General features: G+C 50.0%; 14 protein-coding genes and 3 tRNA genes. 8 read left to right on the top strand and 9 right to left on the bottom strand.

The window, feature by feature from the left end:
• Positions 1 to 104: 104 nt before the first annotated feature.
• Together AWQ24_RS10690 and modB are read right to left on the bottom strand one after the other, a co-directional pair.
• A tRNA-Gly gene (locus AWQ24_RS10690) sits at positions 105 to 175 on the bottom strand.
• Positions 176 to 266: 91 nt separating this feature from the next.
• A complete protein-coding gene (gene modB, locus AWQ24_RS10685; protein WP_012307694.1) occupies positions 267 to 968 on the bottom strand; it encodes a molybdate ABC transporter permease subunit in 702 nt (233 codons plus the stop codon).
• A 244-nt stretch (positions 969 to 1,212) separates the two neighbouring features.
• Between modB and AWQ24_RS10680 the strand changes: the two genes are divergently transcribed.
• Complete coding sequence (locus AWQ24_RS10680; protein WP_045441732.1) at positions 1,213 to 1,533, top strand: Mo-dependent nitrogenase C-terminal domain-containing protein; 321 nt, start codon at positions 1,213 to 1,215, stop codon at positions 1,531 to 1,533.
• A gap of 104 nt (positions 1,534 to 1,637) precedes the next feature.
• Positions 1,638 to 1,889 (top strand): hypothetical protein, encoded by a 252-nt coding sequence (locus AWQ24_RS10675; protein WP_012307691.1) that lies wholly within the window; start codon positions 1,638 to 1,640, stop codon positions 1,887 to 1,889.
• 155 nt (positions 1,890 to 2,044) lie between these two features.
• On the opposite strand, the gene AWQ24_RS10670 is transcribed toward AWQ24_RS10675, so the two are convergent.
• Positions 2,045 to 2,129, bottom strand: a tRNA-Leu gene (locus AWQ24_RS10670).
• Positions 2,130 to 2,442: 313 nt separating this feature from the next.
• On the opposite strand from AWQ24_RS10670, the gene rpsD reads away from it, so the two are divergent.
• Positions 2,443 to 3,051: a 30S ribosomal protein S4 gene (rpsD, locus tag AWQ24_RS10665; protein ID WP_030006662.1), complete on the top strand. Its 609-nt coding sequence runs from the start codon at positions 2,443 to 2,445 to the stop codon at positions 3,049 to 3,051.
• Positions 3,052 to 3,178: 127 nt separating this feature from the next.
• The gene (locus tag AWQ24_RS10660; RefSeq protein WP_065716799.1) at positions 3,179 to 4,321 is read left to right on the top strand and encodes a hypothetical protein; all 1,143 of its coding nucleotides are present in this window, start codon (positions 3,179 to 3,181) and stop codon (positions 4,319 to 4,321) included.
• Between the two features lie 27 nt (positions 4,322 to 4,348).
• Here AWQ24_RS10660 and AWQ24_RS10655 read toward each other — a convergent pair whose 3' ends face one another.
• The 3 genes from AWQ24_RS10655 to AWQ24_RS10645 form a co-directional block, all read right to left on the bottom strand.
• On the bottom strand, positions 4,349 to 4,729 hold the full coding sequence (locus AWQ24_RS10655; protein WP_030006664.1) for a hypothetical protein: 381 nt from the start codon (positions 4,727 to 4,729) through the stop codon (positions 4,349 to 4,351).
• 82 nt (positions 4,730 to 4,811) lie between these two features.
• A complete protein-coding gene (locus AWQ24_RS10650) occupies positions 4,812 to 5,060 on the bottom strand; it encodes a Ycf34 family protein (protein ID WP_012307687.1) in 249 nt (82 codons plus the stop codon).
• A 128-nt stretch (positions 5,061 to 5,188) separates the two neighbouring features.
• Entirely contained in the window at positions 5,189 to 7,216 is a 2,028-nt protein-coding gene (locus AWQ24_RS10645) for an elongation factor G (protein ID WP_062435153.1), read from the bottom strand.
• 239 nt (positions 7,217 to 7,455) lie between these two features.
• Between AWQ24_RS10645 and AWQ24_RS10640 the strand changes: the two genes are divergently transcribed.
• Entirely contained in the window at positions 7,456 to 8,373 is a 918-nt protein-coding gene (locus AWQ24_RS10640; RefSeq protein WP_232318804.1) for a lipopolysaccharide assembly protein LapB, read from the top strand.
• Between the two features lie 38 nt (positions 8,374 to 8,411).
• Here the strand turns inward: AWQ24_RS10640 and rph are convergent, their stop codons facing one another.
• Together rph and AWQ24_RS10630 are read right to left on the bottom strand one after the other, a co-directional pair.
• Positions 8,412 to 9,134: a ribonuclease PH gene (rph, locus tag AWQ24_RS10635; protein WP_065716797.1), complete on the bottom strand. Its 723-nt coding sequence runs from the start codon at positions 9,132 to 9,134 to the stop codon at positions 8,412 to 8,414.
• A gap of 114 nt (positions 9,135 to 9,248) precedes the next feature.
• Positions 9,249 to 9,320 (bottom strand) — tRNA-Lys (locus AWQ24_RS10630).
• A gap of 279 nt (positions 9,321 to 9,599) precedes the next feature.
• Here AWQ24_RS10630 and clpS point away from each other — a divergent pair.
• From clpS to AWQ24_RS10615, 3 genes are read left to right on the top strand one after another with little or no spacing between them, the layout of a single operon-like run.
• Positions 9,600 to 9,893: an ATP-dependent Clp protease adapter ClpS gene (gene clpS, locus AWQ24_RS10625; protein ID WP_012307683.1), complete on the top strand. Its 294-nt coding sequence runs from the start codon at positions 9,600 to 9,602 to the stop codon at positions 9,891 to 9,893.
• The gene (locus AWQ24_RS10620; protein WP_012307682.1) at positions 9,894 to 10,181 is read left to right on the top strand and encodes a DUF2103 domain-containing protein; all 288 of its coding nucleotides are present in this window, start codon (positions 9,894 to 9,896) and stop codon (positions 10,179 to 10,181) included.
• Between the two features lie 41 nt (positions 10,182 to 10,222).
• Complete coding sequence (locus tag AWQ24_RS10615) at positions 10,223 to 11,158, top strand: YegS/Rv2252/BmrU family lipid kinase (protein WP_065716796.1); 936 nt, start codon at positions 10,223 to 10,225, stop codon at positions 11,156 to 11,158.
• Here AWQ24_RS10615 and AWQ24_RS10610 read toward each other — a convergent pair.
• Positions 11,124 to 11,885, bottom strand: a complete 762-nt coding sequence (locus tag AWQ24_RS10610; RefSeq protein WP_065716795.1) for a hypothetical protein — start codon at positions 11,883 to 11,885, stop codon at positions 11,124 to 11,126. The two genes, AWQ24_RS10615 and AWQ24_RS10610, sit on opposite strands and share 35 nt — an antisense overlap.
• Between the last annotated feature and the right edge of the window lie 21 nt (positions 11,886 to 11,906).

Here is an 11,906-nt window from a genome sequence, read left to right as displayed (position 1 = left end):
GAGTTTGGCCCTGTCTAGTTGCAAAATTTAGTCTGGGCCAGCACAAACTACCTGACCCAGAATTTCTTCTCGGACAATTGCAGCTTTCGGTTTTCTGTAAACTAAGCGGGTGAGGGGAATCGAACCCCTATCATCAGCTTGGAAGGCTGAGGTTTTACCACTAAACTACACCCGCAAGCGGTTTAGACACTCACACAAATCTAGCATCTTTAAGTCACTTTGACCAGAAAAATCATAAATTTTTTCTCTTCTTCCCCAAGGGATTATTACCGGAAAAACTGTGGTTTTGTCGCGGTGCGAGATTCTAGGTATTGGGTCATTAATAGGCTGAGGAAAGAAATCCCTGTCAAAATCGCCACAAATATGGCTGCAAGGGTCTGGTCTCCCGTTTGCACCGCTTCATAAATGGCCATGGGCATCGTTTGGGTTAACCCAGGGATATTGCCAGCCACCATCAAGGTCGCGCCAAATTCACCGAGAGCCCGGGTAAAACTCAGCAAAATTCCCACTAAAACGCCACGGTTTGCCAACGGCAGCCACACCCGCCAAAAAATTTGCCATTCCGATTGCCCCAGGGTCGCCGCTGCCTCCAAATAAATAGGATTGACGCTTTGTAGGGCTGCTTTGGTGGTTTTAAACATAAGTGGCAGAGCCATGACTGTCGCTGCGATGGTGGCCCCTTGCCAGGAAAAAATTAGGCGAATTTGCAACCATTGATCTAACCAGAATCCCAGTAAACCCTGTTGACTCAAGAGTTGTAGTAAATAGAAGCCAACGACGGTGGGCGGCATCACTAACGGTAAAGTGGCGATCGCCTCTAGCCAAAATTTCCCCCAGAACTGATAGCGCACAACGCCATAGGCCAACCCTCCCCCAAAAAACGTCGATAAAATTGTGGCGAATCCGGCCACCTTGAGGGAAATCCATAGGGCAGGCAACACAACGGCGATCGCCTCAGGCGAGAACATCAAACCCCAGACCTCAAAACGCGCTTAAAGTTCAAAAAACAGCGGAGAATCCCAGAAAAAATCTCGATTTGCCGGAAAATTGTCAATTCAATCACGTTTTTTCCAAGCCAATTTATCGATACTAAAATAGAGTTAACCCCCGAAACAAGTCAGCATTTGTTTGGCGATCACCCCAAAATCCCCTACACCAAATTTTCCCATCATCGCTCCGCACACCCATCATTTTTATCAAGGGATCATCTCAATGCACTCTTCTCCTAGTAATCGTCATCACCTTCATTATTCTGGCCTTTTTCGCAACCGACGCTTTGATTTATTCCAATCCCTACGATTTTGGCTCAATGCCATCGAATTCACGACCCCCGAAGCCGCCCACCTCGTCTGCCGCTTGATTCCCGCCCAATGTCCCTTTGCCCGCGATGTGAGCCTTTTAGGGCGCGTTTTATTTAGTATTCCGCCCTTGTGCAAACTCAACCCCCTCTATAACGAACTGGTCGCACTCCGCTTCCGAGCCCTCACCTTCCTCGCCGAAACCGGTGAAGACATCAATATGTACTGCCAATGAGAAACACAGCCCTATGGCAGATCCCACAACCTGAGATACACTAGGTCAAGAATCAATTACCCTTTGGTTTTCCTGAATTTGACCCCTGCTGAGTACAAGACCCTATGCCCAGACAAGCAGACGAATACGCTATTTTTTTCCTGATCGAAGGTGGTCACCGCGAGGAAGTTCGCTTTAGCGACATCAAAGAATTTCAAAAATGGTACAGCAGCGTTCTAATTCCCAAGGCTGAGGCCGACGACTTTATCAATGTGCCGATTAAGAATATGCAGGGAGAATTTATGGTTGTTCGCCCTTCTAGCATCAAGGCCATTCGGGTAGAACCTGTATTTCTCGGTAGTATTGAGCGTTTCTAAAATCGTTCGTTCTCGGAATTATTTGAACTTCATCGGATCACATTGTCCAGTGATTTCTCCGATACCGTATAGCTCAGAACAGACCCAGTTTCCTTTGAAAAGCACTGAGGGTCGTGACACAAATATTAATCTGAAAGTACGAATTTGACTTTTGATGGGGGTAGAGAGACTTGAACTCTCACGACATTTTACTGTCAACGGATTTTAAGTCCGCAGCGTCTACCATTCCGCCACACCCCCGTTTGGGCACTCTTACAAGTAAATCATAGTTTTTAGGTTTCGACAAGCATTCACCTCTGGCGATCGCCCCGAAAAGGCAATTTATTCACTGTTTCGAGTGAGAGCATGATATGCTTGTTAAATTGTGGAATTTTCTAAAATCCTCGATTGTCTCTATTGGAAAGACAGTCGGACTTTGGAATGTTTACAGCCCGTGGGACGTCAAGTTTCGACCTCCCTCCCGTGGGTAAAAATCTCAAAAAGAGCCGTAGTAAGCGGTTTGAGGTCTTTATTTCTACATCCATTTTTTACTTGTAAGGAGAAAGAAAACCTTATGGCTCGTTATCGTGGAGCACGTCTACGCATCACCCGTAGACTCGGAGAACTACCGGGTTTAACCCGTAAAAGCGCCCGTCGGGAATATCCCCCGGGACAGCATGGCCAGGGTCGCCGCAAGCGTTCTGAATATGCAATTCGTTTGGAAGAGAAGCAAAAGCTACGCTTCAACTATGGTGTATCTGAAAAGCAGCTCATTCGTTATGTGCGTAAAGCGCGACGGACGACTGGTTCTACGGGACAGACCATTCTGCAATTGTTAGAAATGCGCTTGGATAATACTGTCTTCCGTTTGGGGATGGCTGGTACCATTCCTGGGGCACGCCAGTTGGTAAACCATGGTCACATCTTGGTGAATGGCCGGGTTGTGGATATTCCGAGTTACCAATGTCGTCCTGGAGATGTGATCACCGTGCGTGACCGCGATCGCTCTCGGAAATTAGTCGAAGCGAACATGGAATTTCCTGGTTTAGCGAATATTCCCAGTCACTTGGAATTTGATAAGCCCACTCTAACCGGTAAGGTTAACGGCATCATCGAACGGGAATGGGTTGCACTCCAAATTAACGAGCTACTCGTGGTGGAATACTACTCTCGGATGGCCTAAATATTATTTGACAATTTTTGCAAAGTTTATTATTTGGGAGAGGGGCAATTATGCCCCTTTTTTTGTGGGGGAGAGTGGCTAGAATGAGGGAAATGTCAGAGGCGATCGCCTTTTTCTTTGTGTTGCCATGGTTCAGTCTGTTCCGATCCTCAAACAAATTCAGGTCGCCCTTGCCGCAAAGGACTATGGCCGGATGCGCCAATTGCTGCTGCAATGGCAAAAGGTAGAGGCAAAAAATCCTTGGTTCCGTTTGTATGTGGCCCGGTGGTGTGAAGAAACAGAACAATGGCAGAAGGCCGAAAAGGGTTATCGACGGTTACTCAAAGGCGTTTCTGTGCCCAAGGTAGTCACCCAAGCGCGGCAAGGTTTGGCCCGACTCGAAGCAAGGGAATTAGCTCTGACCCAAGCGGCGATCGCCGAAGAAAAGGCTGCCCCCGGCGGAGAAGTTTATGGTCTGATGGTGTTAGAGCCCATTAGCCCCAAACAAAAGAAAACAGCCGCCCAATATTTCGCGACGGTATTACGCACCGATGCCTACTCGGCGGGATTACAGCTGCCCCTGAAATCTTGGCGCTTATTCCGCACAGGTGCCTTGGGAGAACTCCGTTTTTTAAAGAAAGCCCTCACCCAGGGTAATATTCCCAGTTTTTGTCTCTCTTTGGCCCAGTTACAAAATATTCCGGTGATCCAAGTCCAGACCATTGAACAACTCGATCCCCATTTGCTGCTCCGGGGCCTTGATGAAACCCAACAGGCCGTTGAATATACAGTGCCTTGGTCAGAAATTTCCCAATGGGTAACGGGCATGTTGCCAATTTTTGAAGAGTCCCTAGAAAAAGACGGTCGCGGCAAACCCTATTACAAAACAAAAGTCCTTGATTATGCCCAATTCTGCGATTTACATTGGGGCGATCGCCAAGTGATTTTCCGGCTGAATGACCAGCACTACCAATTCCAGCAGGGATTATCTTTTCTCGAAGTAACCCAAAATCCCATTGAACAGCTCAGTAACCGCCGCAACTGGAATCAGATGCAACACCGTCTTACTGAGCACCTGAGCCATAGTCGAAAATGGTCAGACTTTAAGAGTTTCGCAAATAATGCCCGTGACTTTCCGGAACTGCTGCGTAAAATCCAACCTCAGGTGAATCTATTCCGCCAGGAAACTCACCAAGATACCTATTGGGATCCGGCCTGGCACCTCTACAGCACAATTATTTTCGCCCATGGTGCCGAAACCCATTCTGAGGCGATCGCCCAAAAGAACTAACGATTGATTTTGCTAACTTAAATAACCCTAAAAAGTCGGCACCGTATCAGTGCGCATATTGGGGTTACTGCCAGAACTGGAGTTGGGGTTGGTTGCATTGGGATTCGGCAACGCCTCCACCGTCCCAGCACAATAATCAGACGCGGGCCAAGCGGCAATGCGGGTATTGTTATTGCGGAAATTTACGAGGAAAGACCGGTATCGCTCCAGACTAGACCGATCTTTGGGACTAATGCGCTTCATGGTGTCGAGGACTTGGATCGCCCGGGGCCAGTTTTGCCCGCAGAGGGCTTCTCGCATCTGAACATTGAGAAAGCCATTTTTCATATTGGCCTGGGCGATCGCCTTTGACCCCGGTAGGAGCATTCCCGCCAAGGCACAGGCCCAAACAAAACCCTTTATCTTCATCGGATGTTTCCTCACAGCGATGTTCACGCCCATATTTTACTGGAGAAAACCCGTGGACTTTTGCCAAGGGTTAAGCGATTATTCAAGTGGGAATCGCCTCCCCCGGTCGGAGCCGCGCCCATTTTCCTTTTTCTTGGGAAAAACTCGCGCAACCCACCACATCCCATTCCATTTCGATCATTTCCCCTTCAGAGCGGATATTGACGTTGATCATCGGTTCGATGGGCGAAAAATCAGGCTGGTCGGTTAGATGGGGCTGTTGGTGCTGGGTTTCAACGACATGGTAGGTTTCGCAGCGGTCAACATATTCACAGTCCACGCAAATGCACATGGGGCGCACCTCCAGGGGTTACGAAACTTTGTTTTAGTATAGCGAGATCCCCAGAGGCGATCGCCTCAAAGAAGAATCCCCAATGCCGCACACACCAGGGATTTATTACTTTTTGGCAATAATTAGATTTAATGATCTTTTAGGGTTGCCAAGACTTGCTCCGAAACTTTATCCGGTACCTCCTGGAGGTGGTCATATTGCCAATCAAAAAAGCCGACCCCAAAGGTGAGCGATCGCAGTTCGATGATTAAATTGTGCATTTCAGCGAGGGGGAAATAACCCGTAATGTGGTCCCAACCGCGCCAATCGGTCAAACTTTCGTAGCCGAGAATTTGACCCCGTTTACTGCTGATGAGCTGCAAGGCGTTGGAGGTAAATTCATTGGGAATATAGATATTGATCAGCAGAATAGGCTCTAGCAACTGAGGATCACAGAGGGGCATCCCTTCAGTCATCGCAATGCGCGCCGCTTGTTTAAAAGCCTGCTCAGAACTGTCTACGGCATGATACGAACCATTGGTGAGGGTCACATCCACATCCACCACCGGGAAACCCAAAGGCCCCTGAGTTAAGTATTCCCGCACTCCCATTTCCACCCCAGGAATGTACTGTCTGGGGACAACGCCACCGACGATGGTTTCGTGGAATTGAAAACCCGTGCCCCGATTGAGCGGTTTAATTTCGAGGTACACATCCCCAAAGGCCCCATGGCCCCCGGTTTGGTGTTTGTAACGACCATGGGAGCTACCACCATGGCGGATTGTTTCTTTGTAGGGCACCCGTGGTAAATGGGTCGTCATCGGTAGGTTATATTTGCGGCGGAGACGTTCGAGGGCCACCTGGAGATGGATATCCCCTTGGCCCCAGAGGATGACTTCGTGGGTGTCACCATGTTGTTCCCAGGCCAGGGATGGATCTTCATCGACTAGTTTGTTGAGGGCATTACTCAGCTTGACTTCATCTTTGCGATTTTCTGGGGCGATCGCCAAAGCATAAACCGGTTGCATCACCGTGGCTGTCCGGAGCGGTTTAAGGGGTTTATCACCACTACTGAGGGTTTCGCCGACCTTGATATCCTCCAGGCGAGCCAGGGCAACAATTTCTCCGGTAATCGCCTTTTGGATCGGCTTTTGTTGGTGTCCCATCAGTTGGTAAATTCCCGCTGGTCGGAGGCCATTGAGGAGCATCCCTTCCTGGAGTTCCCCTTGCCAAACCCGCACTAAGGATAATTTTCCACCCTGGGGCGTATAGAAGTTCTTTAAAACCTGCACAACGGTTTCCTGGGGGGAAGCTTTGAGTTCCCGACGGGCGGTAGTATCCACAGGGGCCGGGGCCTCCTGCACCAAAATATCGAGGAGTGGTCGGACACCATAATCTTCGCTGGCAATCCCAAACACCACGGGCACAATTTGATCCGCGCTGAGTTCCTTGCGGAGATCCTGGAGAATTTCTTCTGAAGAAGGGGCTACCTCTTCCAGGAGCATTGCTAAAAGTTCATCATCAAAGTCGGCCAGGGTTTCTAGCATTTCTTCCCTGGTGATCTTTTCTTCAATGTGCAGTTCTTCCGGGAAAGGGACCGGATCCGCTGGACAGTCGGGATGGTAGTGATAGGCCTGTTCTGAAACTAGATCGATGTAACCCAGGAGGGTTTGCTGATCCTTGCGGATGGGGTACTGTTGGGGCACTAAAGGACGGTTCGAGGCTTCCTGGAGGGCGGCGAGGACATCGAGGAAGTTATTCTTGGCCCGGTCCATTTTGTTGATAAAAACGATGTGGGGAATATTCCAATCGTCGAGGAATTTAAACAGGGGCGACAGGGTGAGAATTCTTTCGGTTTCTGGCTCACAAACAATCACAGCGGTGCCGACGCCCACAAGGGCATTGTAAGTTTCCTGGAGAAATTCAATGGAGCCGGGACAATCGAGAAAGGTCAGTTCAATATCTTGATATTTTGTGCTGGCGATGGACAGTTCGACGCTCATGGTATGGTCACGAGCCTCGGGGCTACTGTCGCCAACGGTATTTTTGTCTTCGATGCGGCCTTTGCGAGTAGTGGCTTGGGTGAGAAAAAGTAGGCTTTCGAGGAGGGTGGTTTTACCCGCAGAATAGGGGCCAATGATCGCGATGTTACGGATATTTTCGGTCGTTCTGGTCATGATTTTCTCGTCTCGTGATTGAAGCAGGGGGCGCAATGGGGCAATATTTGCGGGGAAGTAGGAGATGATCCGCTGAAAAACGCTGGAACTTATGGGAAAAGCTAATCTTCTTAGGTAAGAGGGACAAGATACGCCCTAGTGGTAAGCCTAACGCCGTTTGGCAGCCTGCCGCGTAAAACTGATATGTCTCGTAAGGTATTTTGCGTTTAAGTTTAAGTTGGATAAATATCTGTAAATCTGTGCTGAATTTGTTTACGCTTCGCAATGTTTTTCTCGCGCTGCTCTTGTTGGGTTGGCCGAGGGGAGGGGCGATCGCCCAAGACATTCCCCAGACTTCAGTGCCGCAAACATGGCCGAGCATTACCCCAACAACTCCGGCAGCCAAAGCCAAGCTCAGTGAGGGATTAGCCCTCATCCAACGAGGAAATTTAGACGGGGCGATCGCACAATTTCAACAGGCGATCGCCCTTGATCCGCTCCTGTGGCAGGCCCATTACAATCTGGGTTTAGCCCTGGGGCAACGGGGTGATTTACCAGGCGCAGCTCAGGCTTTTAGCGAGACCATTGCTCTTCAGCCTAATTTTGCGGTGGCCTATGGCAATCTAGGGGGAGTGCTCATTGATAGTCAAAATTGGCCCCAGGCAGAAACCTATCTGCGGCGGGCTTTATCTTTAGATCCTAATTTGGCGATCGCCCATTACAATCTCGGCTTAATTCAGCGTCACCAGGGCAACCGGGATGCCGCGATCCAAGCGTGGCAAAGGGCCCGTGAACTGGCCCCCAATTTTCCTGACGCTACCATCCAACTGGCGGAGCTGTACCTCGCTGGCGATCGCCCCGAAGCAGCCCAACCCTTGATCCAAGATCTCTTGCAAAATCAGCCGAACCTCGCCGCTGTGCATTATCTCCAGGGACGTTTGCTCACCCAGCGGGGGGATTTTTCGGAAGCCCTCGCCGCTTTTCGGGCCAGTAGTGAGCGGGATCCAACCTACGCCAATGCCTACTTTGCAGCGGCCCAACTTCTGATCAGAAATAATCAACGTGCCGCCGCGATGCCCCTGTTGGACTATGCCCATTCCCTCTACGGCCAGCAGCAACAGGCTCCCTGGCTAGAAGCAGTTCAAGCTCTCCGGCAACAACTACAGAATCCAAAGTAGGGTCAAAAATAGGTGATCGCCTTTTCCCAAAAAATCCATTAGTGAATGGCTTTTGTTTGTAGGGTCATAATGGTTTGAATCCCTTTTTCTGCAATATCGAGAATTTGATTCAGTTGGGCGCGGTTATAACTGCCTGCCTCGGCGGTGCCCTGCACTTCGATGAGATTTAACGCCTGGCCGCCGATCATCACCACATTGAAATCCACATCCGCCGCCACATCTTCGAGGTAATTCAAATCGAGGTAAGCTTGCCCGGCGATGAGACCCACGGAAATGGCCGCCACTGGGGCAATAATCGGCGATTTCCCTAGGATGCCTGCCTTGACTAAACGCTCACAGGCGATCGCCAAGCCCACATAACCCCCTGTGATTGCCGTGGTCCGTGTTCCCCCATCGGCCTGGAGCACATCCGCATCGATGGTAATTGTCCGCTCGCCCAAAGCCTTGAGATCGATTGCCGCCCGTAAACTGCGGCCGATCAGCCGTTGAATTTCCTGGGTGCGCCCCGATAATTTCATAAACTCGCGCCGTTGCCGTTCTGGGGTTGCGCCGGGCATCATCCGATATTCTGCGGTGAGCCAGCCTTGGCCACTATCCCGTAAAAATGGCGGCACTCCTTCCGCCACAGAAACCGTGCACAAAACCTTGGTATCGCCACAGCTTGTTAAAACAGAAGCCTGGGCAAATTTTGTGAAATCTAGCTCAAACTTAAAGGGACGCAGTTGATCGAAGAATCGATTATCCGGACGCTGCCAAACCATAGCTTACTCAAAACACAAACACAGCCCATCATACCGGAACCTTTCCCAAAGGCTATGTAGAGCAAAAAATGAGAAAGTCCCACAAACATGATGCTTGCAGGACTTCCTAAAAAATGGGTCGTCAGAGATTCGAACTCTGGGCCAATCGGTTAAAAGCCGAGTGCTCTACCGCTGAGCTAACGACCCGTCGTGCTTTTCAACACAGTTATACAATGTAGCACCGAATTTTTGAAAGCGCAAGGTTTTACGTTAACTTTTTTCTGAGAAATGTCGCCAACCGAGTCAATGGGCCACCCACATCTTGTCAAGCAGGGGGGTTCTCTCTAGAATAAGGGGCATTATCGGCGCAACTTTTGCCCCCAGAGGAAGTGATTTTGGTTACTAAACCAAATGCTTCTGTCATAAATTTTTTTACACATTTGTTTTAACGTTCTTCGTCTATCCCAAAGGATTGATTCGGTTACCATGGCCCCTGCTCCCGGCATTCTCAAAGAAAGCGATCGCCAAACAGTCCGTAAGCCTTACCCAAACTTTAAGGTGATTGTCCTCAACGATGATTTCAATACCTTTGAGCATGTTGCCCATTGTTTAATGACCTACATCCCGAATATGACGGCGGATCAAGCTTGGAATTTAACCAATCAAGTGCATTTCGACGGTCAGGCCATTGTCTGGGTAGGCCCCCAGGAACCAGCGGAACTTTATCACCAACAATTGCGACGGGAAGGTTTGACCATGGCTCCCCTTGAGGCGGCGTAGATGGCATCAGAGGAAAAAGGAAGACTCGTTTGGAATCATTCGACCCACATTGAGGGGCTGATCCCAGTGCTCGAAAAATTAGTCAACTGTGAGGGGATTCGCACGATCACCCCAGGGGCTCTCAGTCGAACCAGAGGCAATATTCCCCGGTTGAAACTGCGGGTGTCTGTGCCATTGCAAGGGGGCTTTAAGGTCATTGCCCGCAAGGGAAAATCGGTCCAGGAGGTTTTTATCATTACTGACCTCGCCCAGGAACAACTCCAAGCGGCGATCGCCACGGTACTCTAGGAAGTCTAGGGCGAACTTTTCATATCCCCTCGTAGAACACGATGAAAAAAGTGCATCTCATTTTTAATCCGGTATCCGGTGCGGGCCATGCCCCCCAGGAACTGGAACAAATTCGAGCCAAGCTCCTCGATCAGGTTGAGCTTGAGATTCAATTTACCTCCCCCGAAGAAAGTGCGACGGCCTTGGCAGAAACGGCGATCGCCCAGGGAGCTGATCTCATCATTGCGTCTGGGGGCGACGGCACTGTTTCAGCGGTGGCGACAGTTTTGATGCACAGTAATATTCCCCTAGCCGTTATTCCCCGGGGGACAGCCAATGCCTTCGCGGCGGCCTTAGATATTCCCACAGCTATCGACCAAGCCTGTGATGTGATTTTGCAGGGGCAGCCCCAACAGATCGACTGCGCCACCTGCAATGGTCAACCGATGATTCTTTTGGCTGGGATTGGCCTAGAGGCGGCGACCATTGGCGAAACTGACCGGGATAGTAAGCAACGGTTTGGTTTCTTTGCCTACTTGTCCACGGCAGTACAACAACTGCAAAAGCTGCAACCCTTCCAGGCAACCCTCGATTTTGGCGATCGCCAACAGATCTTTGACGACGTGCTCGCGATCACCGTAGCGAACTTAGCGCCCAGTACCTCGATTTTGGCCCAGGGAACAGGCGGGGCATCAGGTCAAGATGCCCTACTCGATGTCACCGTTCTCACCATGGCTGACGAGGGAGAGCTTTTTGGTTTGCTCAGTGCGTCCTACGAATTGTTCCAGGCAGCTCTCCAAGACAACCCCGCTGATCATCCCCATATCCAATCTTGGCGCACCGCCGAGTTAACAGTAACCACCACGTCGCCCCAGGCTCTACTCTTAGACGGAGAATTGCTAGAGGAAATAACCATGGCCCAGTTTGCGGCGGTACCCCGGAGCCTCTGGGTGCAGCTTCCCCCTAAAGCGGCAACCCCCCCTGAAGAATCACCGTAATCCCTGCAATTAATAAACTCAAACCAATGAGTCCTAAGCTCCCCAAAATAATCACAATACGGGCGCGGGGTTGGTGGGTAATCACCCAAGGGATAAGGATTTTGTGCTGGCGATCGCGCCGGATCAGCTTGCCATAGATATAAACCGGATCCCCCGCCACCCAAATGTATTCCCGCAAAACCAGCCCCCGACGATTTCCTAGGGGGCCTTTGGGGTTAATGTGATTCGCTTCTAAAAAGGCGATCGCCTGGGGATCTTTGAGGGGCATGAAAATGTTTTGCTGCACTTGGTAATGGCATTTGCCGAGGCCCATGTAGTTATCCAGTTCCTGCTGGGGAGACGACAACACAACTCGACTTTTTCCGATAGCGATCGCCGTGCCAGAGCGTTGCTGACGGGGGAGCACTTCTAGGATTTGTTGTTGATCGGCGACAAAAAAAGTGCTTTTAGAAGTTTGATCGATGAGGCGTATTGATTGTTTTCCTCGCGTTTCTATCACCATTAATTGCCATCTTAGACAAGTCGTTTTTGTTAAAGGAGAAAGAATACTTTTGCCAACGCTATATTGTCCCTGAAAATAAATTTTCTCACCAGGGCGAATTTGGCCCAGGGGAGGCTTACGGTAGCTCAGTAAAGGACGTAGTTGCTGACCAATAGTTGCTTTAAGGAGCATTCCCCCAAAGAGAATGAACCAAAAACCGATAAACCAGGCAAAAAAGTAAGACATTATTGAAAGAGGCTTCTTTTA

The organism is Picosynechococcus sp. PCC 8807, from assembly GCF_001693295.1.
Classification (GTDB): domain Bacteria; phylum Cyanobacteriota; class Cyanobacteriia; order Cyanobacteriales; family MRBY01; genus MRBY01.
Note: the sequence above shows the minus strand (reverse complement) of the source record. Positions and strands in the feature narration are given on the sequence as shown.